This window comes from Streptomyces sp. NPDC002867 (genome assembly GCF_053591895.1).
The window spans coordinates 80,871-104,103 of the sequence record NZ_JBSFUR010000018.1 but is presented as its reverse complement, the minus strand read 5'-3'; the positions used below and the strand labels follow the sequence as shown (position 1 = coordinate 104,103).

Genomic DNA, 23,233 nt, shown 5'->3' with positions numbered 1-23,233 from the left:
TGAGCGTCAGACGGCGTACTCGCCGCGGCGGCGCACGGAGTACGCCACGAAACCGGCGCCGACCGCCAGGAAAGCCGTCCCGCCGATCACGTACGGGGTGGTGTCCACGCTGCCGGTGTCCGCGAGCCGCAGCTCCTGCCCGACCGAGGTCTCCGCGTCGGCGACCGGGCCGGCGCCGGACTGATGCGCGCCCTGTCTCTCGGCAGTGGCGTTCGCCGAGGGGACGAACCACAGCGCACACAGCAGGGTCCCTGCGGCAGTGGCGGTCAGCAGCGGTCGACGTGCGACGGACACGGACTCGATCCCCCCTTGAGGCATCCTCGAATTGGCCGGGTGAGCTGATGCTAGTGAAAGCAGCGGGTCGCGGGAAAGCCGGGCGTCCGGGCACCCTACGCTCCGCTCCATGACGACTTCTGAGACATCACGGTTTGTACGGCTGCGGGTGGAGCTGGTGCTGGAGATCGAGGACTCCGAGGTGCTGACCGGCGCGGCACTGGAGCGCATCGCCGCCGACGAGTTCATGCCGGACGAGGAGCGCACCCACGCCCGGTCCGCGGTGCGCGAGGACGAGGCGGAGGCCCTCGCGTATCTCGTCGACCCCTTCGACCTGGTCGCCGAGGTGCCCGGGGTGGAGCTGGCGCAGGCGTCCTGGAGCAGCGAGCAGGTCGACTACGACCCCGAGGCCCAGGAGTGGGACCTCGACGACGACCTCGACGGCATCCGCGACGAGGACGACGAGTACGACGACGCGGGCGACGCCGAGGACGAGCGGAGGCAGTAGCGCGCGGGGCCCGGACGGGAGGCGTGTGCGGGGCCGGGTCCGGCGAGAGAGATGATGGGAGGGGGTACGGACGCCCGCCGTGGCACGCGAGGCGGCCGGCCCTCCGCGAGACGACATGCTTCAGGTCCCGGTCCGCCGGGCAGGCGCACCGGGAGCCGGAATTACCGCGCCGAATCTGTGGGACCCGTGCAACCGTCGGGACGGGAGCAGCGTCGATCACATCGGTGAGGTGGGTGTCGGGGGTCACGCCGCCAGGCAGTGGTATTTCCCACATCCCTTGCGGATGGGGAACCGGATGCCCCGAGATGGGGGTTGTCCATGGATGAGGGTCAGGGGAATCGGCAACGATGGAGAAGCGTGTGATGACGGACAGCAAGCGGCGCAGGGGCCTGATGGCCGCATCCGCGGTGCTCGGCGGCGTGCTGGTGCTTTCCGCATGCAGTGACGGGGGCGGGGACAAGCAAGCCGGCGCCGAGAGGTCGAAGGCGTCGCAGGCCGAGGTCGACGAGGCGGCGGCCAAGGAGGTCTCCAAGGCCCGAATAGCGATCTCGCCGAAGAACGGCTCGACCAACGCCAGCATCAACAACGCCGCCAAGGTCACCGTCACCGACGGCACCCTGACCGAGGTCACCATGACCACGGCGGACGGCACGGCCGTCGAGGGCACCCTCTCCTCCGACGGCAAGAGCTGGAAGCCGGACGGCCAGCTGCAGCGCTCCACCACGTACAAGATCGCCGCGACGGCCAAGGACGCCGCGGGCCTGGAGGCCCACGAGAACGCGTCCTTCACCACCGTCTCGCCGGCGAACAGCTTCATCGGCAACTTCACGCCCGAGGACGGCTCCACCGTCGGCGTCGGCATGCCGGTCTCGATCACCTTCAACAAGCCGATCACCGACCGCAAGGCCGTCCAGTCCGGCATCACCGTCACGTCCAGCAGCGGCCAGGAGGTCGTCGGGCACTGGTTCAACAGCCAGCGTCTGGACTTCCGCCCGGAGCAGTACTGGGCCGAGGGCTCGACCGTCACCATGAAGCTCGCGCTCGACGGCGTCGAGGGCTCCGACGGCGTCTTCGGCGTCCAGCAGAAGACGGTCTCGTTCACGATCGGCCGCAACCAGGTCTCCACCGTCGACGCGAGCACCAAGATCATGACGGTCACGCAGGACGGCAAGACGGTCAAGACCATCCCGATCTCCGCCGGCTCGCCGGAGAACCCCACGTACAACGGTCAGATGGTGATCTCCGAGAAGTTCAAGGAGACCCGGATGAACGGTGCCACCGTCGGCTTCACCGACGACGACGGCAAGGGCGAGTACGACATCAAGGACGTCCCGCACGCCATGCGGCTGTCCACGTCGGGCACGTTCATCCACGGCAACTACTGGGGCGCCGACTCCGTCTTCGGCAACGCCAACACCAGCCACGGCTGCGTCGGCCTCAACGACGTCAAGGGCGCGAAGGACCCCAAGCAGCCGGGCGCCTGGTTCTACAACAACTCGATCATCGGCGACGTCGTGATCGTGAAGAACTCCAAGGACACCACCATCAAGCCGGACAACGGCCTGAACGGCTGGAACATGGACTGGGCGCAGTGGAAGGCCGGCTCCGCCGTCTGATCCACGCCCCGTACACGACCACGAAGCGGCGGCACCCGGACACGGGGGCCGCCGCTTTCGTGTGCGGGCCGGGCCCGAGTCCGCCCGGGGCCCGGAGAGGCGGCGTACATTCGCCTGCGGCGGCCCGCCCGGACCCGTAGCGTCCACCGGATGACCGTCCTACGCCTGCCCGCCGCACCCGCCGACCGCGCCGTCGACGCCTGGCACGACGTCGTCCGTGCCGCCCATACGCACGACCTGCCCGCCACCGTGCCCCCGCCCGGCCGGGCCGAGAGCGCGGGCAAGCTCCGCCACCCCGGGCCCCGCACCCGCGCCGTCCACCTCGCCGCCGTCGCCGCCGACGGCTCGTACGACGGCGTGGCCACGCTCGTGCTGTTCGACGAGGAAGCCAACCGGCACACCGCCTTCCTCGACGTCCTCGCCGTGCACCCGCGCGCCAGGAACCGGGGCACCGGCGCCGCGCTGTGGCAGGCCGCCTGCGCGCAACTCGCCGACGACGGGCGGACCTCCGTGTCCACCGTCGTCGAACGCGGCGGCCGGGGCGAGACGTTCGCCCGCGGCCTCGGCTTCGAGAACGTGCTCCCGCTCGGCTGGTACGTACAGAACATCCCCGACGCGCTCGCCGCCCGCCCGGCGGAGCCCGTCCTGCCCGACGGGTACGCCTACGCGCACTGGACCGGCGTGGTGCCCGACCGGCTGGCCGACGCCTTCGCCGAGGCCCACGACGCCATGCGGGACGCGCCCACCGGCGACATGGACCAGGCCCCGCGCGCCTGGGACGCGGCACGCGTGCGCGCCGCGGCGCAGGTGGTGGCGGACCGCGGCGGAGTCATCCTGTCCTCGGCGGTCCTCCACCGGGCGGACGGAGCCGAGACCGTCGCCGCCTACACCGAGCTCGTCCTGCGCGACCCCTCGGACACCAGGGCGCTCCAGTACGACACCGTCGTCGTCCCCGTCCACCGCGGGCGCGGTCTCGGCGCGGCCGTCAAGCACCACATGATGGGCGTCGTCGCCGCGGCGTGCCCCGGCGTGCGGGAGATCGGCACGACCGTCGCCGACGACAACGGCCCGATGCTGGCCGTCAACGAACGCCTCGGCTACCGGCGCGAGCGGACGGCCGGCTGCTTCCAGGCCACGCTCGAGGAGTGACGCCGCTCAGCGGGCGTCCGCGTCCACCGCCTCGTCCACGCCCCAGCCGGACAGCAGCCGCAACGACTCCTCCGAGCGGCTGCCCGGCTCGGTGTGGTAAGTGACCAGCGACAGGTCATGGTCGTCGGGGAACCTCAGCGTCTCGTACGCCACCGTCATCTCGCCCACCAGCGGATGGTGCAGCCGCTTGACGCCGTGGCCCTTGTCCTGCACCGTGTGCGCCGCCCACATCGAGCGGAACTCCTCGCTCTTGACAGACAGCTCGCCCACCAGCGCCGACAGCTGCGGGTCGTCCGGATAGCAGCCCGCGCACAGCCGCAGCACGCTCACCACCTCGACCGCCTTGGACTCCCAGTCGGCGTAGAGCGAGCGGGCGTTCGGGTCGAGGAAGATCAACCGGGCCATGTTGCGCTCGTCCGGCGCCATCGCCGCGAAGTCGCCGAGCAGCGCGCGAGCCATGCGGTTCCACCCCAGGATGTCCAGCCGCCGCCCGAGGAACAACGCGGGCACCGTCTCCATCGCGTCGATCAGCTGCTGCAGCTGGGGCCGGACCTTCTGCGGCCGGGCCGCGGCCGCCCGCTTCTTCTTTGCCTTCGGCTTCGCCAGGTGGGTCAGATGCGCGTGCTCCGTCTCCGTCAGGCGCAGCGCACGGGCGATGGAATCCAGCACCTCCGTGGACACGTTCTGCCCGTTGCCCTGCTCCAGGCGCGTGTAGTACGCGACGGACACACCGGCCAGCTGTGCCAGCTCCTCGCGGCGCAGTCCCGGCACCCGCCGGTGACGCCCGAAATCGGGCAGCCCGACGTCCTCCGGCTTCAGCCGGGCCCGCCGGGACCGGAGGAATTCGCTGAGTTCGGCACGCTGGTCCATGCAGCAAGTATTCCGGGTCGCGCGGCGGTGCGGTCGTGCCGTCCTGACCCTGCCAGTGGTAGGCACAGCGGACGTAGGCACAGCAGAGGGCTGGGTGGCAGGCTCCGGACCGGACAGGCTTGTGGCCATGACCACGAAACTTTCCTCTGTCCCCGCATACGCCGCTCCCGCAGCGGGCGCGCCGCTGGAGCGCACGACCATCCCCCGCCGTGCCGTCGGCGAGCACGACGTCCTGATCGAGATCAAGTACGCGGGCATCTGCCACTCCGACATCCACCAGGCCCGCGACGGCTGGGGCCAGGGCATCTACCCGATGGTCCCGGGCCACGAGATCGCCGGCGTGGTCACCGAGGTCGGACCCGGCGTCACCAGGTTCGTGGTGGGCGACCGCGTCGGCGTCGGCTGCTTCGTCGACTCCTGCCGCGAGTGCGCGTACTGCCGGCAGGGCCTGGAGCAGTACTGCACCCGGGGCGGGACCGCCACGTACAACGCGCTCGACAAGAACGGGGAGCCCACCTACGGCGGCTACTCCACGCACATCGTCGTCGACGAGAACTACACCGTCCGCATTCCCGAGGGGCTGTCCCTCGACGAGGCCGCGCCGCTGCTGTGCGCCGGCATCACGCTGTACTCGCCGCTGCGCCACTGGAACGCCGGCCCCGGCAAGAAGGTCGCCGTCGTCGGGCTCGGCGGCCTCGGCCACATGGGCGTCAAGATCGCGCACGCGCTCGGCGCCGAGGTGACCGTGCTGTCCCAGACGCTGCGCAAGAAGGACGACGGCCTCGCGCTGGGCGCCGACCACTACTACGCGACCAGCGACGACGCGACGTTCGAGGCGCTGGCCGGCACCTTCGACCTGATCGTGTCGACCGTGTCCGCCCCGCTGCCGTTCGACAAGTACCTGAGCCTGCTGAAGACCGACGGCGCCCTCGTCAACGTCGGTGCGCCCGAGGAGCCGGTCTCCCTCAACCTGTTCTCCGTCATCGGCGGCCGCAAGACCCTCGCGGGCTCCATGATCGGCGGCATCCGCGAGACGCAGGAGATGCTCGACTTCTGCGCCGAGCACGGCTTCGGGGCCGAGATCGAGCTGATCCGGGCCGACCAGATCAACGAGGCGTACGAGCGGGTGCTCGCGAGCGACGTCCGCTACCGCTTCGTCATCGACACGGCGACGATCTGACGCACGCGCCGGCGCCCGGCGGTTACCTCACGGGTAATCGCCGGGCGCCGCCGTTCCCGGCAGGATCGAGGCACCGCAACGGCCCCGATCCCGGGAGGACACCATGACCGCGTACGCCGTCGGCCACATGCACCCCGCCGCCCGCCTCGACGAGGAGGTGTTCGCCTACATGGAGCGCATCCAGTCGACCCTCGCCCCCTTCGGCGGCCGCTTCCTCGTGCACGGCGCCACCGTCGAGGTGCTCGAAGGCAGCTGGCCGGGCGGGCTCGTCGTCATAGGCTTCCCCGGCATCGACGAGGCGCGCGCCTGGTACGCGTCCGCCGCCTACCAGGAGCTGGTACCGCTGCGCACCCGCCACATGGCGGGCGACGTGGTCCTCGTCGACGGGGTCGCCCCCGGCTACGACGCCTCGGCGACCGCGGCCCGGCTGCGCGCCGCGCAGTCCGCGGCATGACGCGCACCCTCCGGCGGGCCCGGCCGGCCACCGTGCTCGACCGCGCCGCCCCTGGCGCGGACCGGCCTGGCAGGGCGGCCGCAGGACGCGCCCGCACCCGCTATGGCTGCTCCGGCACGTGGCAGACCGCCTCCACGTTGTTGCCGTCCGGGTCGCGGACGAACGCCCCGTAGTACGCCGGGTGGTACTCGGGCCATACCCGCGGCTCGTGCAGCACCTCGGCACCTGCGTCCACCGCCGCCGTGAAGAAGGCCCGCACGGCGGCGCGATCGGGCGCGGAGAACGCGAGATGAGCCTCGCGCGCCTGCCCGCCCGTCGTCACCGGGCCGATCCAGAAGGACGGGAACGAGGTCCCGTACCCGATCACCCTGCCCTCGTCATGCTCGAACAGCCGCTTGCCGCCGAGCGTGGCGAGGACACGGTCGTAGAACGCGGCACTCGCCGCGGGGTCCGCCACCTGGACCGAGATGTGGTCGATCATGGCCCGAGCGTGACACACGCCACTGACAATCCCGCCTCGCCGGGCTCAGTCGCAGTGGCCGCCCGCCGAACGGTGCAGCCGGTACGCCGAGTCCAGCCGGTACTCACCGGCGTGCGGCACGGTCAGGCGCGTCCACGCGCCGTCCGGCCGCACACACGCCCCCTCCGCGCGCAGCCACGGCGAGTACGCCACCCGCACCGTCACCGTTCCCGCGCGGGGCATCCGGACGACCAGCTGCGCGTCGTCGCCGCGCACCACGCTCGCCGGGGCCCCTACGAGCGGCACCGCGTCCCGTACGCGGTACACCGTCCAGTGGGCGTCCCTCCACACCCGCTCCAGCCACGCCGGTTCGCTCCGCACGATCGCCGCCTCGCCCTCGGCGGGTCCGTCGGGCTTCCCGTGGTGCAGGGCCACCAGGCCCACCGCCCAGCGGTCCAGCCACGTGCGGTACGTCGCGGGGGACAGCGACCCGTCGTAGAACAGCCGCCCGCGCTCCACGTCCAGCTGGCGGTTCCAGCCACGCGCCATGTTCACGTGCGGCGCGAGCGCGGTCGCCTCGCGGTGGTTGCGGGCGGGCACCACCTCGACCCGCGTACGGTCGGCGCCCAGCCGCTCCAGCTCGGCCACGACACCGCCGGTGTGCGCCGCCCACGCCGGCACGTCGTTGGAGACGACCAGGTCGTCCTCCGTCTTGTCCGCCAGCCAGTACGCGTTGAACACCAGCGCGGCGGCGAGCAGCGTGCGCAGGATCCGCGCCACACCGCCCGCGAGCACCGCCGCCACCAGCACGGGCGGACCGGCGAGGCCCAGCAGCCGCTCCACGTTCGTACCGATCGGTGAGGCGATCAGATACGTGAGCACGACCCCCACGCCGTAGATCCCGGCGCCGTACCGCACCACCCGCCACTCGCGCGGCGCCGCGACGGCCGTCACCGCGGACAGCACGACCGGCAGCCACACCTTGCCCGCGGCCATGGGCTGTTCGCCCTCGAACGGGAACAGCAGCGTCACCGCGCCCACCACCGCCACCGGCGGCAGCACCAGCACCGCCGCCCTGCGCCACCGCCGGTCCAGCCCGTACGCCGCGCCCACGACCAGCAGGAACAGCCCGGCCACCGGGCTCGCCGCCGTCGCCAGCGCCGCGCACGCCGTCGCGAGCGCCGTGCGGCGCACGTACAGCACGGCCGCGAGACCGATCGCGACCCCCACGGCGAACGTCGTACGGCCCGACGCGATGTTGCACCACAGCGCGAGCGCTCCCGCGAGCGCCGGCCACAGCGGCTGCCGCACGCCGCGCCGCACGAACAGCAGCGCCAGCAGCCACGTCGCCGCGAGACCGGCGGCGACCGACACCGTGCGCACACCGAGGAGCGCCATCAGCGGCGGCGTCAGCACGCTGTAGTTCGCGGTGTGCATGCCGCCGTACCAGGACAGGTTGTACGCGGAGCCGGGGTGCCGCTCGAAGAACCCGGACCAGGCGAACTGCGCCGCCAGGTCGCCGCCGCCGGTCGCGAGCACGAGGGCCCACAGCACGTACAGCGGCACGACGGCGCTCGTCGCGACCAGCGGGACACGCCACCACGTCGCCGCCTCCCGCGTTCCGGCGGCCGGCTCCGTGACGATTCGCGCGCTGATCCCCACGGCGCACACCCTAACGGGCGGGAATCCGCGGGCCGCCGTCAGTCGGAGGCGCGGGAAGAGGCGATCCGGGTCGTCACCGAGACGACGACTCCCGTGGCGAGGACCAGGGCCGCGGCACCGTAGATCACCCGCAGCCACAGGGGGCGGTCGCCGGAAAGCGACTGGAAGGACAGCAAGCCCGCTGCGAGCAGACACCCGAGCATCTGCAGGGGGAACGTCTTCCGGCGTTCGTCCGAGGGCTTCTTGACCGACATGTGCTTCTCCTGGTGAGTGCGGGGAGTTGGGAGATGGGATCACAGTTGATGGGCGAGCAGTACGGCCAGAGCTCCGGCCCACACGGTGACGACACGGCAGGCCGCACCGGCGGTCGTACGGGCGGTCGTACGGTCCTTGGCGCGTTTCGTGTGCGCGCATCGCCCGCCGGTGCGGCCGACGGTGAACAGGAAGCCGGAGGCCATCACCGCGGCACCGGCGGTCCACAGGGCCGGGGGCAGCGAGAGCCAGTCGCCCAGCCGCCAGGTGAGCCACAGCGCGGCGGCCCCGGAGAGGGCGTGAATGCCCGCCAGGACGCGGCGCCTGGCCCCTGGAAAACCGGGCACAAGGCCGGTCACCAGCAGAGGGAGGGGCGCTGCCAGGGTGGCCAGTGCCGTGCCCAGGGCGTGGCCGGTGCCGGCGGACCGCGGCCCGGTCGCGGACACGCCGAGCAACCGCTGCCCGATGGCGTCGACGGGGCGGTCGGTGTTCGACAGCACGGCGACCCCGCGGCCGGTCTCCCGGTCGAAGGCGATGTACGACGTGAAGCCTCCCGTCGCTCCGCTGTGCCAGGTGACGGCGTGTCCGTCGAGCGTGGTCGTGACCCAGCCCAGGCCCGTCCGGGCCTGCGGGCCCGCGTCGTGCGTGGGTACGGCGGCACGCGCACCGGGCGCCGTCCCCTTCATGACTCCGTACAGGAAACGGCCGAGGTCCCGGCCCGTGGTCCACACGTCACCGGCGGGGGTGTACCCCGAGGCGTACCAGTGGTCCGTGGAAGGGCCGGTCGCCTGCTGGCCCCGCGCCGTCCCGGGAGGCTCCGGATCGCCACGGCGCACGATGCGTGAATCGCTCATGCCGAGCGGGGCGAACAGGCGCGTGGTGAGCAGTTCGCCATACGGGCGCCCCGTACGGCGCGCCGCCGCGTAACCGGCCAGCGCCATACCGAGGTTGGAGTAGGCGTACGTGCCAGGGGTGCGTGCCGACGACGTCCCGGCCGCAGCCAGCACCTCTTCTTCGCCCAGGCCCTGGTAGGGATCCTGCCCGAGCAGCCGCAGGCGCAGGGTCCGCGTGGCCGTCCCGAGATCCGAGGGCATCTTCTCCAGGCCGGCGCGGTGGGTGGCCAGATCCTCGAGCGTGGCGCCGGCGACGGCGGTGTCGGCGAAACGACTGCCGGGCAGCAGCTGTTCCAGGGGCGTGCCGAGGTCGAGGGTCCCGCGGTCCGCGAGGTCGGCCAGCAGCATGCCGGTCATGGGTTTGCCCACGCTGCCCGCCTCGAACACGGTGGAGGAATCCACCTGGCGGTGCGCGGGGTTGCCGGAGTCGCCCAGTCCGGCCAGCCGCAGCGAACCCCCGTCGACCACCGCGACGGATATGCCCCGGTATCCGCGCCCGTCGCCCGCCGCCTCGCGCACCTGGGCCGTCAGATCCGCGTCCCCGGTGGAGGCGGAGCCGAGCCGCGGAGGTGCGGGAGCCATCCGGCTTGCCGCACCCCCGCAGACAGCGAGGAGGGCCGCTGTGGCCACCCATGCCGCGGCGCGCCGTGCACGGGGGTGCAGCTTGCGGCTCATCCGGCCGGCGCAGTCGTTCATTTGGCGCTGAGCACGGGAGCGGACGACGGGACGGCCGTGCCGGACTGTTCCGCCGGCCCGGCCCGGAGGATTCTCCGCAGCCGCCGGTAGTGGGCATCGCCCATGATGACCAGTTCGAGGGCCACCATGGTCAGGGAGAACGTGATCAGTCCGGCCATGTGGAAGCCGATTCCCAGGTGCAGGAGGACTCCTCCGGCCACCGCGAAGACGCGCCGGCGCCGGTGCAGGAGCAGGAAGGAGAAAGCGAGCTGGAAGAAGACGGTGGCATAGGTGAGGGCCACCACCAGCAGCGCGCTTTCATAGATGTACCGGTTGACACCGGGCCATCCGAACTCGTCGACTCTGAGGATGTAGTAAAGGGCCGTGCCGTTCTGCCAGCGTTCGCCCTGCACCTTGTACATGCCCGACACGAGATACACCGTGCAGACCTGGAGGACCACCGCCAGCACGCCGGCGTTGTGCACGAGGGAAACGGAACGGGATCGCAGCGACTCCCGGCCGTCTTCGGTCCCGGTCCTTCCTTCGCTGTCCCTCTTTCCCCTGCGGCGGGAGTCGAGCGAGAACCGGGCTCCCGAGTCGATGCAGAGGAAGAACACCAGGACGATGGCCATGACGTTGTCCCCGCCGTCGAGAAGGACGGGGTTTCGCTGATGCAGGGACCACAGGAAGACGTAGTGCAGGACGGTCATCACGCGTGTCCGCCAGCCCAGCATGAACAACAGCGCCGCCAGCATGCCCAGATGGAAGACCGCCTCGAACCAGATCTCCGACCGGCTCACGGAATAGAGGGAGATTCCCTCGCCTCCCGCCGGCCCGGTGAAATTCTGCCAGGGCCAGATACCGTCAGGGCCCCAGAGGTAGGTGCGCTCGAAGTAATCGCGGGCGTAGTAGTAGAAACCGAGAGCGCCCAGCAGGATGCGCGCCAGCGCGCTTCCGATGAGGGAGCGGCGCCGCAGACTGAGATCGTCGAGCCGGGCGTGAAAGGCCGTGCGCCTGCGGGCCGCCGCCGCGCGCAGCACCGCGGATATGCCGTCGAATGTCATCGGGCGACCTTCAATGGCTTCATCCAGGCGAGATCGTAGTATTCGATCTTTCCCTTGTTGCTCCGGACCTTGCGTTCGGAGAACCGCGGATACTCGTTGGTCACCACGCGTACCTGTACGGCGCTGATGCGCTCACCCCACAGCGCGGTCGCCTCGTCACTTGCGAGGGCGCGGATGTAGAGCAGTGTGTTGTCGCGCCCGACGAGCTCCCCCGGCGTCAGAGGGGGGTCGAGCTCGCGTGCGTCCGTGGGATCATCGCGCTCGGCGCTCTTGCCGGCATCGGGCGGGCTGTTCTCGAGGCGCAGCTTGTCCAGCTGCGGGTCCCGCCAGGATTCGAGCTGCTGGCGTACGGACGGCGCCAGGCGCTCGACGCGGGAGGGCCAGAAGCGCTGCCGGTGCAACTTGGCGATGTGCGGCGAGGTCACGTCCACCCAGTCGGTGGTCGTGACGGAACCGTCCGGCTCGCGCTTCTGCGCGCGCACCAGCCACCCCGCGTCGTCCGCGATCGGATTCGGTGCGAAAAGGTGCCAGTCCTGCTGGAAGTACGGCGACATGTACGCGTGGATCTGCTCGTCGTAGCGCTCGCGCACCGGATTGAACGGACTGTTGTGGAGAGCGGTCATGCCGAAGTGGAACAGCAGGATTCCGGAGACCAGAAGTCCCACCGAGGACAGAGTGAAACGCCTGCCCCTGCTTCCGTTCGCAAGACTTCGGACCTCGTTGTCTTCCGTCACTTTGTTCTCTTGTTTCCCCGTGCGGCGGGCGCGGCACTGCCGCGCCCGCCGTCCTGCTCTGTGTCCGGTCAGTCGAAGGAGCGCGAGAGGTCCACGTGGCTCGGGGACTCGTAACCGGCCACGTCGCCACGGCGGAACTGACGGCCGCTCTTGTTCTTCGGAATGGCGCCCACGGCCTTGACGTAGTCGTAGGCGGCCGAACCGGCGGCGGACCCCGCGGCCTTCTTCAGGAAGGAGGCCCAGGACCTCGGCTGGACCGAAGGGTCGACGACGTTCTCCGGCTTCGCTGCCGCCTCTGCGAATGCGGCAGCGGTGGTCCCCTGCTGCACTCCGGCGTTCGACGGCTCGGCGGATGCCGACGAGGTGAAGACGATGCCGGCGGCCATTCCGGCAGTAACTGCCGCGGCCGTCAAGGCGATTCGGCGCATTAATTTCCCCAGATCAATAACGTTTTGATGGTCAACTCAAAACTGGCGCACCAGTGGCGCGCTGAAGATCATCTTACGTTACGAAACAGGGCCTTGATCATCTTGTGACTGACGGCACAGGCGGTGGCCAAAGGTTTCGGAATGAACTATTCCGGATTCTGGGGCAGGGGCTTTCCGGGGAAAGTCAGGTGGAAATCCGGCAGCCCCCGGCGGATCAACCGGCGGAGCCGGCGCTCACCCGCCGGCCGGCGCCACGCCGATCGGGCAGCTCACGCCCGTGCCGCCGATGCCGCAGTAACCGCCCGGGTTCTTGTCGAGGTACTGCTGGTGGTACGCCTCGGCCGGATAGAACGGGCGGCCCTCCGCCGGCAGCAGTTCCGTGGTGATCGTGCCGTAGCCCGAGCCCGTCAGGACCTTCTGGTAGGACTCGCGCGACGCCTTGGCCGCGGACTCCTGGGCCGGGGAGTGGGTGTAGATCGCCGAGCGGTACTGGGTGCCCACGTCGTTGCCCTGGCGGAAGCCCTGGGTCGGGTCGTGGGACTCCCAGAACAGCTTCAGCAGCTGCTCGTACGACACGACCGCGGGGTCGAAGACGACGCGGACCGCCTCCGTGTGACCGGTCAGGCCCGAGCAGGCCTCTTCGTACGTCGGGTTCGGCGTGTGGCCGCCCTGGTAGCCGACGAGGGTCGTCCACACGCCCTTCGTCTGCCAGAACTTCCGCTCCGCGCCCCAGAAGCAGCCCAGGGCGAAGTCGGCGACCTCCAGGCCCTCGGGGTAGGGGCCCAGCAGCGGGTTGCCGAGGACCGTGTGGCGGTCGGGGACGGTGAAGGACGGGGCGGGGCGGCCCTTGAGGGCCTCCTCCGGGGTGGGCAGCACGGGCGTACGGCCGAAGAGCATGGCGGTTCTCCTTCACGGTGACGGCACCGGGAACAACGTCCCGGCGCCACCGGGAATTCCGGTCGGCCACCCCGTCCTGGGCGGCGCGCCGGGTCAGTGCGGAAGCGTCGCCGGGCTGCCGCCGTTGGCCTCGTAACCCGCCACCGCGAGGGCGCGGTAGACCGCGTACTCGGCCGCCGGATCGCTGTTGTGCGTCCACGGCAGGGCGCCCACGTGGCCGTCCACGTGGACCAGTTGGTTCATCGCCTCGGCCCAGCGCTCGGAGCGGACCAGGAACATCACGAGCAGATGGCGCACGTGCGCGAGCATCGGGTCGTCGGGGCGGGCCGAGTGGACCGCGTACAGGGCGCCTTCCACGGCCTTGGTGACCACCGCGCTCTGGTAGAAGCCGGTGACCAGGTTGAGCTCGGGCAGGTGCTCGTACACCGCGAACAGCGGCAGGGCCGCGAGCAGCGAGCCCTGCGGCGCCCGGGCAGCGGCGGTCGTCGCGAAGTGGTCGGCCTCCTCCCGGGAGCCGTGCCACTTCTCGCACAGGTAGTGGAGGGCGGCGAGGTGGGCGCCCATGTGGGTGGGCGCCCGGTCGATGACCTTCGCCCACAGCTGGTCGAACTGCTCCGGTGAGTCGCCGAGCCCGCGGGCGACGGCGAGTTCGACGATGTACGGGACCGGGTCGCCGGGCGCCAGGAGCGCGGCCTCGGCGCACACGGACCTGGCCTCCTCCAGGATGATCCGGAAGTCGTCCGTGCCGGCGGCCGACGACCGCCACGCCTGCTGGACGAGGAACTCGGCGTGCACCTGGGCGCCGCCCGCGTCCTTCGGCGCCTGAGCGCGCCAGGCGCGCAGCCACGCGCCACCGGTGCCGGGCTGCTGCTGGAGCTCCAGCGACGCGGCGCCGGCGAAGGCCTGGACGCGCTGCCAGCGCACCTCGCCCTCCTTCGGCGTGCCGGCGAGCAGCTGGGCGGCGGCGCGCCAGTCCTGGGTGCGCTGGACGACGTCGAGCACGTCGAGGAGGTCCTGGTCCGGTCCGGGCAGGCGAACGTCCAGCTCCTCCTGGCGCAGGAAGCCGTAGTCGTCCGGGTCGGCGGCGTCGGGCGAGCCGGGGCGGGCCAGCCGGATGCCCGCGTGGCGGCGCCTGAGGACGGGGCCGATGACCGCGGCCAGCATGCACATCGCGATCAGGAACCAGAGAATCTCCATGGCTCCATTGTCCCGGACGCCCGCCGCGTCCACGGCGGGCAGGTCCGCGCCGCGCACCGCCCCTCGCGGGACTACGCTCGGGCCTCATGAGCGACGACCACACCTTGCACAGCTTCGAGACCCGCGCCATCCATGCGGGCAACACCGCGGACCCGCTGACCGGCGCCGTCGTGCCGCCGATCTACCAGGTCTCCACCTACAAGCAGGACGGCGTGGGCGGGCTGCGGGGCGGTTACGAGTACAGCCGCAGCGCCAACCCGACCCGGACCGCCCTGGAGGAGAACCTGGCCGCGATCGAGGGCGGCCGGCGCGGTCTGGCCTTCGCGTCCGGGCTCGCGGCGGAGGACTGCCTGCTGCGTACGCTGCTGAAGCCCGGTGCCCACGTGGTGATCCCGAACGACGCGTACGGCGGCACCTTCCGGCTGTTCGCCAAGGTGGTCGAGCGGTGGGGCGTGGACTTCTCCGTGGCGGACACCTCGGACCCGGCGGCGGTGCGGGCGGCGGTCAACGACCGTACGCGGCTGATCTGGGTCGAGACCCCGTCGAACCCGCTCCTCGGCATCACGGACATCGCGGCGGTCGCGGACGTGGCGCGCACGGCGGGCGCGAAGCTCGTCGTCGACAACACGTTCGCGAGCCCCTACCTCCAGCAGCCGATCTCCCTCGGCGCCGACGTCGTCGTGCACTCGCTGACCAAGTACATGGGCGGTCACTCGGACGTCGTGGGCGGTGCGCTGATCGCGGCCGACGCGGGGCTGGGCGAGGAACTGGCGTACCACCAGAACGCGATGGGAGCGGTGGCCGGCCCGTTCGACGCGTGGCTGGTGCTGCGGGGCATCAAGACGCTCCCGGTGCGCATGGACCGCCACAGCGAGAACGCGGCCCGCGTCGCGGAGATGCTGACCAAGCACCCGAAGGTCACCTCGGTGCTCTACCCGGGCCTGCCGGAGCACCCGGGACACGAGGTGGCGGCGAAGCAGATGAAGGCGTTCGGCGGCATGGTGTCGTTCCGCGTCGAGGGCGGCGAGTCGGCCGCGGTCGAGGTCTGCAACCGCGCCGAGCTGTTCACGCTGGGCGAGTCGCTGGGCGGTGTCGAGTCGCTGATCGAGCACCCGGGGCGGATGACGCACGCGTCGGTGGTCGGTTCGGCGCTGGAGGTGCCGGGCGACCTGGTGCGGCTGTCGGTGGGCATCGAGGCGGCCGACGACCTGCTGGCGGACCTCAAGCAGGCGCTCGGCTGAGGGAGTTGACCCCTGTCGTACGCAATCGGGCCCCGGCCGGATACGGCCGGGGCCCGATGTGCGGGTGCCGGGTCAGGCAGTGACCTTCTCGTCCTCGAGGGAGTCACGGATCATCTGCCGCAGCTCGGGGCCGTCGGTGTGCTCGTGGACGGACACGGCGTGCTCGGCGGCCGCCCGTATGACTTCGTCCTCCTCGCCGGAGATGGTGAGGGTGCATCCGGAGACGCTCGGGCTCTTGCGGCAGTCGACGACTTTCCTGGTCATGAGGGCCTCCTCGGCTCGCTCTGGGTGCCGCTCGCTTTCAGGATAGATCCGGAGGGACCGGCGGACGCGGCAGGACGGACGGACGCCCTCGCGTCACCGCGGTGCGCGTCGTCGCACGTCAGAAGCCTTCGAGCGGCGGTGTCGTCTCCGACGGCGGCGCCACCCACGGCTGGTTCACCGTCGCCCACACCGCGAAGGCGAGGGCCGCGGCGACGATCAGCAGCCAGGTTGCCCGGCGCAGCGCGCGCCGGCGGCGCAGCAGTCGTCCGCCGTGGGTCGCGGCGCGGACGCCCAGATCGGCGGGCACGGCGGGCAGAGGGCCCTCCATCATCCGGCGGACCTCGCTCTCCTTGCGGTCGGCGCCGCTCATGACGCCGCCCGCAGCCGGGCCGCCGGAGGCCGGGGCGGAGTGCTGCGCATGACGGCGACGGCCCGTGTGCAGATCGCGCGCACCCGGTCCGCGGGGATGCCCAGCAGCGCGGCGGTCTGCTCCTCGGCGACCCCTTCGTACAGCCGCAGCACCAGGATCAGGCGCTCCTGCGGGCTGAGCCGGGCGAGCACCCCGTCCCGCGAGCGGTGGTGACGCCAGGCGCCGCGCGCGAAGCGGTTGGCGAGCTCCTGGCGGGTGCGGTCGTACGGGTCCTCTCCGCGCAGCCGGTCCCAGTCGGCGTAGGTGCGGGCGAGCGCGGCGGTGAGCAGTTGCTGTGCGTACGGGTTGGCGCCCGCAGGCTCGGCCGTGAGCAGGGTCGCGGCGTGCAGCAGCCGGCCGGCCGCGCCCGCCACGAAGGCGTCGAACTCCCGGGCACGGCGGCGGTCCCTGGCCGGATTCCGCTCGCTCACGTCCTCATATAGGGCCCATGCCGCGTCCCCGGTCAAGGGGTCGGCGGGGGCCATCGGCCCCGCCCTGGTCAGGAGGCCGGCGGAGCTTCCACCTCCGCCGGGGGCAGCCCGGCCTGGCGGGCGGACAGGGCGGTGTTGAAGCGGGTGAGCAGGGTGCAGAACGACTCGCGCTCGCTCTCCGTCCAGCCTTCCGTGACCTGCCGCATCAGTTCGCGCCGCGAGGCGCGGACCTCGTCGAGGCGGGCCTGGCCGCGGGGGGAGAGCTGCAGGACGACGGCGCGGCCGTCCTCCGGGTGCGAGGTGCGCTTGACCAGGCCGGTGTCGACGAGCGGAGCGACCTGGCGGGTCACGGTCGACGAGTCGATCCCCATGCCCGCCGCGAGCGCCTTGACGCCCATGGGGCCTTCCTGGTCGAGGCGGTTGAGCAGCAGGTAGGCGGCGCGGTCCATGGAGTTGCGGACCTGGCCCACGCCACCGAGCCGGGTCTGTTCCGCGCGCCGGGCGAAGACGGCCACCTGGTGCTGGAGGGCATCGAGGAGGCCGGGAGCGAGATCTGTCGTCATGTCCTGTGAAGTGGGCATGGCAGTGGGGGGCTCTCTCGTGCGGTGGTCGGTTGGTGGGGGACAGAGTACGCGGCCGGGCCGTGGCGCGTACGGGCGCTGCACAATCCTGCGGCAGACCGCCCGGGATGCGGACGGCGGCCCGGTCGGCGGGGCGAACTGCGAGACTTGTGCCATGAGCTTCCGCACGCCCGAGATCCTGCGCTCCGTCATCCTCGACGACATCCGCGGGGCCCAGAAGATGCTGTCCGGGGTGGCGCGGATGACGCCGATGGAGGGCAGCAGGCACCTGACGCGGCTCGTGGGGGCGCCGGTCCACCTGAAGTGCGAGAACCTGCAGCGCACGGGATCGTTCAAGCTGCGCGGGGCCTATGTGCGCATCGCCGGCCTGCGGCCGGAGGAGCGCGCGGCCGGAGTGGTCGCCGCGTCCGCGGGCAACCACGCGCAGGGTGTCGCGCTGGCGTCGTCGCTGCTCGGGGTGCGCTCCACCGTCTTCATGCCGGTCGGCGCCCCGCTGCCGAAGGTGGCCGCGACGCGGGAGTACGGCGCGGACGTGCGGCTCGTGGGGCACGTGGTCGACGAGACGCTGGCGGCGGCCGAGCAGTACGCGCGCGAGACGGGCGCCGTGTTCATCCACCCCTTCGACCACCCGGACATCGTGGCGGGCCAGGGCACGGTGGGGCTGGAGATCCTGGAGCAGTGCCCGGAGGTGCGGACGATCCTCGTCGGCGTCGGCGGCGGCGGTCTCGTGGCCGGCATCGCCGTGGCGGTGAAGGCGCTGCGGCCGGATGTGAAGGTGATCGGCGTGCAGGCGGAGGGCGCGGCGGCCTATCCGCCCTCGCTGGCGGCGGGGCGGCCGGTGTCGATCGAGGCGCCGACGACGATGGCGGACGGCATCAAGGTCGGCCGGCCCGGGGACGTGCCGTTCAAAATCATTGGCGATCTTGTGGACGACGTCCGTACGGTCTCCGAGGACGAGCTCTCCAGCGCGCTGCTGCTCTGTCTGGAGCGGGCCAAGATGGTGGTCGAGCCGGCCGGGGCGAGCACGGTGGCGGCGCTGTTGAGCGATCCGGCGTCGTTCGACGGCCCGGTGGTCGCACTGCTGTCGGGCGGCAACGTGGATCCGCTGCTGATGCAGCGCATCCTGCGTCACGGCATGGCGGCGGCGGGGCGGTACCTGTCGCTGCGGCTGCGTCTGACGGACCGTCCGGGCGCGCTGGCCGGGCTGCTGGGGGCGCTGTCGGTGGCGGACGCCAATGTCCTCGACGTGAGTCATGTGCGGACCGATCCGCGGCTCGGGCTCACGGAGGTCGAGGTGGAACTGCACCTGGAGACGAAGGGGCCGGAACATTGCGAGGAGGTCGCGGCGGCCCTGCGTGCCAAGGGTTACACCATCCTCGGCTGAGGCCCGCCGGGCCGGCGGGCGCTCCGGCTGCCACCGCGCGGCGTCCGTGCGCTCCGAATGTCGCGACTCGCTTGATGAGACGCGATGTATCGCGATACTGTGAACACATGACCGTATCCATCTGTGTGGATACGCGTTGCTCTGCATGCTTGCGTCCAGAAGTGACCCATTCCACCTGTTTCTTGGGAGACCCCCATGCCAGGCGCCATCCACGCCGAAGGTCTGGTGAAGACCTTCGGCGACGTCAGGGCACTCGACGGCGTCGATCTCGACGTCCCGGAAGGCACGGTCCTCGGACTTCTCGGCCCGAACGGCGCCGGCAAGACGACCACCGTGCGCGTGCTGACCACCCTCCTCCGGCCCGACAGCGGCTCCGCCGTCGTCGCCGGGACAGACGTCCTCAAGCACCCCAACGAGGTGCGCAGGTCCATCGGCCTGTCCGGTCAGTTCGCCGCCGTCGACGAGTACCTGACCGGCCGGGAGAACCTCCAGATGGTCGGGAGGCTCTACCAGATGAACGCGCGCGCCGCGAAGATCCGCGCAGGCGAGCTGCTGGACCGCTTCAACCTCGCCGAGGCCGCCGACCGCCCCGCCAAGACCTACTCCGGTGGCATGCGCAGGCGGCTCGACCTGGCCGCGGCGCTGGTCGTCTCCCCGCCCGTGATGTTCATGGACGAGCCGACCACCGGTCTCGACCCGCGCAACCGCCAGCAGCTGTGGGAGGTCATCCAGGAGCTCGTCAGGGGCGGTACGACCCTGCTGCTCACGACGCAGTACCTGGAGGAGGCCGACCACCTCGCCGACACCATCTGCGTCGTCGACCACGGCAAGGTGATCGCCCGGGGCACCGCCGACCAGCTCAAGGCGCGTACCGGCGGCGAACGCGTGGAGGTCGTCGTCCACGAGCCCGACGAGATCGCCCCCGCCCGTGAGGTCCTCGCCGCCTACGGCAAGGGCGACGTCACGGTCGCCGAGCACACCCGCAAGCTGACCGTCCCGGTCACCGGCGGCGCCAAGCTGCTGGCCGAGGTCATCCGCGACCTCGACTCCCGCGGCGTGGAGATCGACGACATCGGTCTGCGCCGGCCCACCCTCGACGACGTGTTCATCTCGCTGACCGGGCACGCGGCCGAGGTCGCCGACGAGAGTGACGACGGGGAGCAGGACGCCCGGCCCCAGGCCCACGGCCGCAAGAACCGGAAGGAGAGCGCGAAGTGAGCACCTCAGTGGACGCCGCCACCGTCGTGGCCCCGCGGCCGCGCGGCGGTTTCGGGCAGTCGGTCAGCGACTCGCTCGTCGTCGCCAAGCGGAACCTGATCCGCATGACCCGGATCCCGGAGATGATCATCTTCGGCATGATCCAGCCGGTCATGTTCGTGGTGCTGTTCAGCTACGTCTTCGGCGGCTCGATGCAGATCGGCCAGTCGACCTCCCCGGAGGTCTACCGCGAGTTCCTGATGGCCGGCATCTTCGCCCAGACCGTCACCTTCGCCACCGCGGGCGCGGGCGCGGGCATCGCCGACGACATGCACAAGGGCCTCATCGACCGGTTCCGCTCACTGCCGATGGCGCGCGGCGCGGTCCTCACCGGCCGTACGCTCGCCGACCTCGTGCAGACCGCGCTGACCGTCGTCGTCCTCGTGGTCGTCGCACTGCTCGTCGGCTGGCGGGCCCACGAGGGCATCGCCAAGGCCCTCGGCGCCTTCGCCCTGCTGCTTCTGCTCGGCTACGCGTTCTCGTGGATCGGCGCCCTGATCGGACTCTCGGTCCGCACGCCCGAGGCGGCCACTTCCGGCGGCCTGATCTGGCTCTTCCCGGTCACGTTCATCTCGAACGCCTTCGTGGACTCCAGCAAGCTCACCCCGTGGCTGCGGCACATCGCGGAGTGGAACCCCTTCAGCGCCACCGTCCAGGCCTGCCGCGAGCTCTTCGGCAACCCCGGCGCCTCGCCGTCGGACGCCTGGCCGATGCAGCACCCCGTGATCGCCTCGATCGTCTGGTCGCTCGTCATCATCGCGGTCTTCCGGACCCTCGCGGTGCGCAAGTACCGCTCGGCGACCGCCTGAGAGGCCCCGGCCGGACAGCGGGAAGGGGCCGGACCGCGCCTGGCGCGGTCCGGCCCCTTCGCCGTGCGATGCGGGGGATCAGCCGGTGTACGGCTTGGCCTCGAGGATCTTCACCATGGCCTTCTTGCCGTTCGGCAGCTCGTACTCGGCCTCGTCGCCGACCTTCTTGCCGTTCACACCGACGCCCAGCGGCGACTGCGGCGAGTAGGTCTCGATGTCCGAGCTCGCGTACTCCCGTGACGCCATCAGGAAGGTCAGGGTGTCGTCCTCGTCGCCGTCGAAGGCGATCGTGACGACCATGCCGGGCTCGACGATGCCGTCGTCCGCGGGGGCCTCGCCGACCTTCGCGTTGTCCAGGAGCTGGGTCAGCTGGCGCACACGGAGCTCCTGCTTGCCCTGCTCCTCCTTGGCCGCGTGGTACCCGCCGTTCTCCCGCAGGTCGCCCTCCTCACGGGCCGCCTCGATCTTCTTGGCGATCTCCGTGCGCGCGGGACCAGACAGGTACTCCAGCTCGGCCTTGAGCTGGTTGTACGCCTCCTGGGTGAGCCAGGTGACGTTGTCGCTGGTCTGGGTCACAGGTGCTCCTCGTAGGTACTGGGAAGACAAAGCATCGCCCTACTCAGAAGGATTGTCCGTCCCGAGCGGGCGAAACCACGAGCCTAACAATTCCGGGGCGAAAGGGGGAGGACAAAACCGATCAGGAGGAAAAGGCCCTGGTCAAACGAGTGACCCGCCCGGTGGAACCGCCCGGTCAGGCGGCGCGGCAGCCCACCAGCTCGGCGCTGGTCGCCTGCTCGGTCGTACGGATCTTCACGACCTGGTCGATCCTGCTCCCGCCCGTACGGCCGATCCGCACGTCCAGGCGGCCCACCTCGCCGCCGGCCTCCGAGAGCGAGCGCAGGGTGCAGGTGCCGGTGGCGTCCTTGTCCTTGCGCACCTCCAGGTGCACCTGGACCTCGTTCGCGCCCTCGACGACATCGAACTTGATCACCTCGGCGCTGATCTTCTGGCCGGCGATGTAGTCGTAGCCGAACCAGCCGACCATCGCGAGCAGCCCCGCGCCGAGCACGGCGCCGGTCATGCGCAGCCTGCGGTCCGCGCGCTCGTCCGCGGAGCGGCCGTAACGCCCCTGCGGTAGCTCCTCGCGTACAGCCGCCATGATCGTTCCTCTCGAGTGCCGGAGGCACAGGAATTTTCCGTCCGCCGATTCGGTCACTATAGAAGCCGCACGACGCGACGAATCATGAGGATCGAGTCTTGACTGAGCAGCTTCGACTGATGGCCGTGCACGCCCACCCCGACGACGAGTCGAGCAAGGGCGCGGCCACGATGGCCAAGTATGTGTCCGAGGGGGTGGACGTGCTGGTCGTGACCTGCACGGGAGGCGAGCGCGGCTCCATCCTCAACCCCAAGCTCCAGGGCGATGCCTACATCGAGGAGCACATCCACGAGGTCCGCAAGAAGGAGATGGACGAGGCCCGGGAGATTCTCGGCGTCAAGCAGGAGTGGCTCGGCTTCGTCGACTCCGGCCTGCCGGAGGGCGACCCGCTGCCGCCGCTCCCCGAGGGCTGCTTCGCGCTGGAGGACGTCGACAAGGCCGCGGGGGAGCTGGTGCGCAAGATCCGTGCGTTCCGTCCGCAGGTCATCACGACGTACGACGAGAACGGCGGTTACCCGCACCCCGATCACATCATGACCCACAAGATCACGATGGTGGCCTTCGACGGCGCGGCGGACGCCGAGACGTTCCCCGAGTCCGAGTACGGCCCGGCGTACCAGCCGCAGAAGCTCTACTACAACCAGGGCTTCAACCGCCCGCGCACGGTCGCCCTGCACGAGGCGCTCCTCGCGCGCGGCCTGGAGTCCCCGTACGGGGAGTGGCTGGAGCGCTGGAAGGAGTTCCAGCGCGCCGAGCGCACGCTGACGACTTACGTGCCGTGCGCCGACTTCTTCGAGGTGCGCGACAAGGCGCTGATCGCGCACGCGACGCAGATCGATCCGGACGGCGGCTGGTTCCGCGTGCCGATGGAGATCCAGAAGGAGGTCTGGCCGACGGAGGAGTACGAGCTGGCGAAGTCGCTCGTCGATACCTCCCTCCCCGAGGACGACCTCTTCGCGGGCATCCGGGACAATGCCTGACATGAGCGCAAGCGCAAACCTCGCCCTGACGCACGTCGCCACCCTCGCCAAGGAGCTCGACGAGAACAAGGTCACCCCCGGTGTCCTGGGCTTTCTCGTGTTCGCGGCCCTGGCGGTCGGTGTGTGGGCCCTGATGAAGTCGATGAACCGGCACATGGGCCGCGTGAACTTCGAGGAGGAGCCGGAGCCGGAGCCGTCTGCGACGGCGAAGACCGCGACGCGTAAGCCGGCGGGCGACTCGGCCTGACGCCCGCGCCCGGCCCCGCGGAAGCCGGGCCGGGCCTCGTCGGCGCCGGGGACGGGCGCGGTGCGCGTTCGCCGGGCACGGCTGCGCCCATGGCCCGTGCCGTTGCGTCGGCGGCTTCGCGCCGCTGGGCGCGGCACGCCCTGCGGGCGCGTACCCACC

At 71.1% G+C, this 23,233-nt stretch carries 28 protein-coding genes; 11 read left to right on the top strand and 17 right to left on the bottom strand.

All coding sequences use genetic code 11. The features are described from left to right. Positions 1-6: 6 nt before the first annotated feature. Entirely contained in the window at positions 7-294 is a 288-nt protein-coding gene (locus ACWD0A_RS19275) for a hypothetical protein (protein WP_451299599.1), read from the bottom strand. Between the two features lie 109 nt (positions 295-403). Here ACWD0A_RS19275 and ACWD0A_RS19270 point away from each other — a divergent pair, with 109 nt between their 5' ends. From ACWD0A_RS19270 to ACWD0A_RS19260, 3 genes are all read left to right on the top strand, one after another. Beyond that, complete coding sequence (locus ACWD0A_RS19270) at positions 404-781, top strand: hypothetical protein (RefSeq protein WP_451299597.1); 378 nt, start codon at positions 404-406, stop codon at positions 779-781. Positions 782-1,128: 347 nt separating this feature from the next. After that, positions 1,129-2,397, top strand: coding sequence for a L,D-transpeptidase (locus ACWD0A_RS19265; RefSeq protein WP_451299595.1), 1,269 nt, complete (start codon positions 1,129-1,131; stop codon positions 2,395-2,397). A gap of 150 nt (positions 2,398-2,547) precedes the next feature. Continuing rightward, positions 2,548-3,546 (top strand): GNAT family N-acetyltransferase, encoded by a 999-nt coding sequence (locus ACWD0A_RS19260; protein WP_451299593.1) that lies wholly within the window; start codon positions 2,548-2,550, stop codon positions 3,544-3,546. Between the two features lie 6 nt (positions 3,547-3,552). On the opposite strand, the gene ACWD0A_RS19255 is transcribed toward ACWD0A_RS19260, so the two are convergent. Then, positions 3,553-4,416, bottom strand: coding sequence for a helix-turn-helix transcriptional regulator (locus tag ACWD0A_RS19255; protein WP_451299591.1), 864 nt, complete (start codon positions 4,414-4,416; stop codon positions 3,553-3,555). A gap of 127 nt (positions 4,417-4,543) precedes the next feature. Here ACWD0A_RS19255 and ACWD0A_RS19250 point away from each other — a divergent pair, with 127 nt between their 5' ends. Both ACWD0A_RS19250 and ACWD0A_RS19245 read left to right on the top strand, forming a co-directional pair. Next, positions 4,544-5,596, top strand: coding sequence for an NAD(P)-dependent alcohol dehydrogenase (locus tag ACWD0A_RS19250; RefSeq protein ID WP_451299589.1), 1,053 nt, complete (start codon positions 4,544-4,546; stop codon positions 5,594-5,596). Positions 5,597-5,699: 103 nt separating this feature from the next. After that, positions 5,700-6,050 carry a DUF1330 domain-containing protein gene (locus ACWD0A_RS19245; protein ID WP_451299587.1) on the top strand — a complete coding sequence of 117 codons (351 nt, stop codon included), beginning with the start codon at positions 5,700-5,702 and terminating at the stop codon, positions 6,048-6,050. A 100-nt stretch (positions 6,051-6,150) separates the two neighbouring features. Here ACWD0A_RS19245 and ACWD0A_RS19240 read toward each other — a convergent pair whose 3' ends face one another. From ACWD0A_RS19240 to ACWD0A_RS19200, 9 genes are all read right to left on the bottom strand, one after another. Beyond that, positions 6,151-6,531 carry a VOC family protein gene (locus ACWD0A_RS19240; RefSeq protein ID WP_451299585.1) on the bottom strand — a complete coding sequence of 127 codons (381 nt, stop codon included), beginning with the start codon at positions 6,529-6,531 and terminating at the stop codon, positions 6,151-6,153. A gap of 45 nt (positions 6,532-6,576) precedes the next feature. Further along, complete coding sequence (locus ACWD0A_RS19235; RefSeq protein ID WP_451299660.1) at positions 6,577-8,166, bottom strand: hypothetical protein; 1,590 nt, start codon at positions 8,164-8,166, stop codon at positions 6,577-6,579. Between the two features lie 44 nt (positions 8,167-8,210). Then, positions 8,211-8,426: a hypothetical protein gene (locus tag ACWD0A_RS19230; protein WP_451299583.1), complete on the bottom strand. Its 216-nt coding sequence runs from the start codon at positions 8,424-8,426 to the stop codon at positions 8,211-8,213. A 39-nt stretch (positions 8,427-8,465) separates the two neighbouring features. After that, positions 8,466-9,899 (bottom strand): serine hydrolase domain-containing protein, encoded by a 1,434-nt coding sequence (locus ACWD0A_RS19225; protein WP_451299581.1) that lies wholly within the window; start codon positions 9,897-9,899, stop codon positions 8,466-8,468. Positions 9,900-10,009: 110 nt separating this feature from the next. Beyond that, entirely contained in the window at positions 10,010-11,056 is a 1,047-nt protein-coding gene (locus tag ACWD0A_RS19220) for an HTTM domain-containing protein (protein ID WP_451299579.1), read from the bottom strand. After that, positions 11,053-11,721: a DUF5819 family protein gene (locus tag ACWD0A_RS19215; RefSeq protein ID WP_451299577.1), complete on the bottom strand. Its 669-nt coding sequence runs from the start codon at positions 11,719-11,721 to the stop codon at positions 11,053-11,055. The genes ACWD0A_RS19220 and ACWD0A_RS19215 overlap by 4 nt, the downstream gene beginning before the upstream one ends. A 137-nt stretch (positions 11,722-11,858) precedes the next feature. Then, positions 11,859-12,176, bottom strand: coding sequence for a hypothetical protein (locus tag ACWD0A_RS19210; RefSeq protein WP_451299575.1), 318 nt, complete (start codon positions 12,174-12,176; stop codon positions 11,859-11,861). A 276-nt stretch (positions 12,177-12,452) separates the two neighbouring features. Then, a complete protein-coding gene (gene msrA / locus ACWD0A_RS19205; protein ID WP_451299573.1) occupies positions 12,453-13,115 on the bottom strand; it encodes a peptide-methionine (S)-S-oxide reductase MsrA in 663 nt (220 codons plus the stop codon). 93 nt (positions 13,116-13,208) lie between these two features. Further along, positions 13,209-14,312 (bottom strand): hypothetical protein, encoded by a 1,104-nt coding sequence (locus ACWD0A_RS19200; protein WP_451299571.1) that lies wholly within the window; start codon positions 14,310-14,312, stop codon positions 13,209-13,211. An 86-nt stretch (positions 14,313-14,398) separates the two neighbouring features. On the opposite strand from ACWD0A_RS19200, the gene ACWD0A_RS19195 reads away from it, so the two are divergent. Beyond that, positions 14,399-15,553 (top strand): cystathionine gamma-synthase, encoded by a 1,155-nt coding sequence (locus ACWD0A_RS19195; RefSeq protein ID WP_451299569.1) that lies wholly within the window; start codon positions 14,399-14,401, stop codon positions 15,551-15,553. A 72-nt stretch (positions 15,554-15,625) separates the two neighbouring features. Here ACWD0A_RS19195 and ACWD0A_RS19190 read toward each other — a convergent pair whose 3' ends face one another. The 4 genes from ACWD0A_RS19190 to ACWD0A_RS19175 form a co-directional block, all read right to left on the bottom strand. Beyond that, positions 15,626-15,817 carry a DUF1059 domain-containing protein gene (locus ACWD0A_RS19190; protein ID WP_307713756.1) on the bottom strand — a complete coding sequence of 64 codons (192 nt, stop codon included), beginning with the start codon at positions 15,815-15,817 and terminating at the stop codon, positions 15,626-15,628. Positions 15,818-15,935: 118 nt separating this feature from the next. Beyond that, positions 15,936-16,187 (bottom strand): hypothetical protein, encoded by a 252-nt coding sequence (locus ACWD0A_RS19185; protein WP_451299567.1) that lies wholly within the window; start codon positions 16,185-16,187, stop codon positions 15,936-15,938. After that, positions 16,184-16,711 (bottom strand): sigma factor-like helix-turn-helix DNA-binding protein, encoded by a 528-nt coding sequence (locus tag ACWD0A_RS19180; RefSeq protein WP_451299565.1) that lies wholly within the window; start codon positions 16,709-16,711, stop codon positions 16,184-16,186. Before ACWD0A_RS19180 ends, ACWD0A_RS19185 begins: the two co-directional genes overlap by 4 nt. 14 nt (positions 16,712-16,725) lie before the next feature. Next, complete coding sequence (locus ACWD0A_RS19175; protein ID WP_451299563.1) at positions 16,726-17,238, bottom strand: MarR family winged helix-turn-helix transcriptional regulator; 513 nt, start codon at positions 17,236-17,238, stop codon at positions 16,726-16,728. Positions 17,239-17,392: 154 nt separating this feature from the next. On the opposite strand from ACWD0A_RS19175, the gene ilvA reads away from it, so the two are divergent. From ilvA to ACWD0A_RS19160, 3 genes are all read left to right on the top strand, one after another. After that, on the top strand, positions 17,393-18,622 hold the full coding sequence (ilvA, locus tag ACWD0A_RS19170; RefSeq protein WP_451299561.1) for a threonine ammonia-lyase: 1,230 nt from the start codon (positions 17,393-17,395) through the stop codon (positions 18,620-18,622). Between the two features lie 195 nt (positions 18,623-18,817). Continuing rightward, positions 18,818-19,840 carry an ATP-binding cassette domain-containing protein gene (locus ACWD0A_RS19165; RefSeq protein ID WP_451299559.1) on the top strand — a complete coding sequence of 341 codons (1,023 nt, stop codon included), beginning with the start codon at positions 18,818-18,820 and terminating at the stop codon, positions 19,838-19,840. Next, the gene (locus ACWD0A_RS19160; protein ID WP_307713752.1) at positions 19,837-20,688 is read left to right on the top strand and encodes an ABC transporter permease; all 852 of its coding nucleotides are present in this window, start codon (positions 19,837-19,839) and stop codon (positions 20,686-20,688) included. The genes ACWD0A_RS19165 and ACWD0A_RS19160 overlap by 4 nt, the downstream gene beginning before the upstream one ends. A 78-nt stretch (positions 20,689-20,766) precedes the next feature. Here the strand turns inward: ACWD0A_RS19160 and greA are convergent, their stop codons facing one another. Then, on the bottom strand, positions 20,767-21,264 hold the full coding sequence (gene greA, locus ACWD0A_RS19155) for a transcription elongation factor GreA (RefSeq protein WP_177152127.1): 498 nt from the start codon (positions 21,262-21,264) through the stop codon (positions 20,767-20,769). 175 nt (positions 21,265-21,439) lie between these two features. Beyond that, a complete protein-coding gene (locus ACWD0A_RS19150) occupies positions 21,440-21,847 on the bottom strand; it encodes a DUF4307 domain-containing protein (RefSeq protein ID WP_451299557.1) in 408 nt (135 codons plus the stop codon). A 98-nt stretch (positions 21,848-21,945) separates the two neighbouring features. Here ACWD0A_RS19150 and mca point away from each other — a divergent pair, with 98 nt between their 5' ends. After that, positions 21,946-22,827: a mycothiol conjugate amidase Mca gene (mca, locus tag ACWD0A_RS19145; protein WP_451299555.1), complete on the top strand. Its 882-nt coding sequence runs from the start codon at positions 21,946-21,948 to the stop codon at positions 22,825-22,827. Further along, positions 22,820-23,074, top strand: a complete 255-nt coding sequence (locus tag ACWD0A_RS19140) for a hypothetical protein (RefSeq protein WP_451299553.1) — start codon at positions 22,820-22,822, stop codon at positions 23,072-23,074. The genes mca and ACWD0A_RS19140 overlap by 8 nt, the downstream gene beginning before the upstream one ends. Positions 23,075-23,233 lie beyond the last annotated feature (159 nt).

What these genes read in the sequence shown, in the direction of transcription:
- ACWD0A_RS19210 (WP_451299575.1), bottom strand. Translation starts at nt 12,176, where the DNA reads ATGGCCGCCGGCATCGTCTTCACCTCGTCGGCATCCGCCGAGCCGTCG.
- ACWD0A_RS19185 (WP_451299567.1), bottom strand. Translation starts at nt 16,187, where the DNA reads ATGAGCGGCGCCGACCGCAAGGAGAGCGAGGTCCGCCGGATGATGGAG.
- ACWD0A_RS19270 (WP_451299597.1), top strand. Translation starts at nt 404, where the DNA reads ATGACGACTTCTGAGACATCACGGTTTGTACGGCTGCGGGTGGAGCTG.
- ilvA (WP_451299561.1), top strand. Translation starts at nt 17,393, where the DNA reads ATGAGCTTCCGCACGCCCGAGATCCTGCGCTCCGTCATCCTCGACGAC.
- ACWD0A_RS19175 (WP_451299563.1), bottom strand. Translation starts at nt 17,238, where the DNA reads ATGCCCACTTCACAGGACATGACGACAGATCTCGCTCCCGGCCTCCTC.
- ACWD0A_RS19240 (WP_451299585.1), bottom strand. Translation starts at nt 6,531, where the DNA reads ATGATCGACCACATCTCGGTCCAGGTGGCGGACCCCGCGGCGAGTGCC.
- ACWD0A_RS19140 (WP_451299553.1), top strand. Translation starts at nt 22,820, where the DNA reads ATGCCTGACATGAGCGCAAGCGCAAACCTCGCCCTGACGCACGTCGCC.
- ACWD0A_RS19225 (WP_451299581.1), bottom strand. Translation starts at nt 9,899, where the DNA reads ATGGCTCCCGCACCTCCGCGGCTCGGCTCCGCCTCCACCGGGGACGCG.
- ACWD0A_RS19200 (WP_451299571.1), bottom strand. Translation starts at nt 14,312, where the DNA reads ATGGAGATTCTCTGGTTCCTGATCGCGATGTGCATGCTGGCCGCGGTC.
- ACWD0A_RS19195 (WP_451299569.1), top strand. Translation starts at nt 14,399, where the DNA reads ATGAGCGACGACCACACCTTGCACAGCTTCGAGACCCGCGCCATCCAT.
- ACWD0A_RS19245 (WP_451299587.1), top strand. Translation starts at nt 5,700, where the DNA reads ATGACCGCGTACGCCGTCGGCCACATGCACCCCGCCGCCCGCCTCGAC.
- ACWD0A_RS19230 (WP_451299583.1), bottom strand. Translation starts at nt 8,426, where the DNA reads ATGTCGGTCAAGAAGCCCTCGGACGAACGCCGGAAGACGTTCCCCCTG.
- ACWD0A_RS19255 (WP_451299591.1), bottom strand. Translation starts at nt 4,416, where the DNA reads ATGGACCAGCGTGCCGAACTCAGCGAATTCCTCCGGTCCCGGCGGGCC.
- ACWD0A_RS19250 (WP_451299589.1), top strand. Translation starts at nt 4,544, where the DNA reads ATGACCACGAAACTTTCCTCTGTCCCCGCATACGCCGCTCCCGCAGCG.
- ACWD0A_RS19260 (WP_451299593.1), top strand. Translation starts at nt 2,548, where the DNA reads ATGACCGTCCTACGCCTGCCCGCCGCACCCGCCGACCGCGCCGTCGAC.
- ACWD0A_RS19180 (WP_451299565.1), bottom strand. Translation starts at nt 16,711, where the DNA reads ATGGCCCCCGCCGACCCCTTGACCGGGGACGCGGCATGGGCCCTATAT.
- ACWD0A_RS19190 (WP_307713756.1), bottom strand. Translation starts at nt 15,817, where the DNA reads ATGACCAGGAAAGTCGTCGACTGCCGCAAGAGCCCGAGCGTCTCCGGA.
- msrA (WP_451299573.1), bottom strand. Translation starts at nt 13,115, where the DNA reads ATGCTCTTCGGCCGTACGCCCGTGCTGCCCACCCCGGAGGAGGCCCTC.
- ACWD0A_RS19265 (WP_451299595.1), top strand. Translation starts at nt 1,129, where the DNA reads ATGGAGAAGCGTGTGATGACGGACAGCAAGCGGCGCAGGGGCCTGATG.
- ACWD0A_RS19150 (WP_451299557.1), bottom strand. Translation starts at nt 21,847, where the DNA reads ATGGCGGCTGTACGCGAGGAGCTACCGCAGGGGCGTTACGGCCGCTCC.
- ACWD0A_RS19220 (WP_451299579.1), bottom strand. Translation starts at nt 11,056, where the DNA reads ATGACATTCGACGGCATATCCGCGGTGCTGCGCGCGGCGGCGGCCCGC.
- ACWD0A_RS19165 (WP_451299559.1), top strand. Translation starts at nt 18,818, where the DNA reads ATGCCAGGCGCCATCCACGCCGAAGGTCTGGTGAAGACCTTCGGCGAC.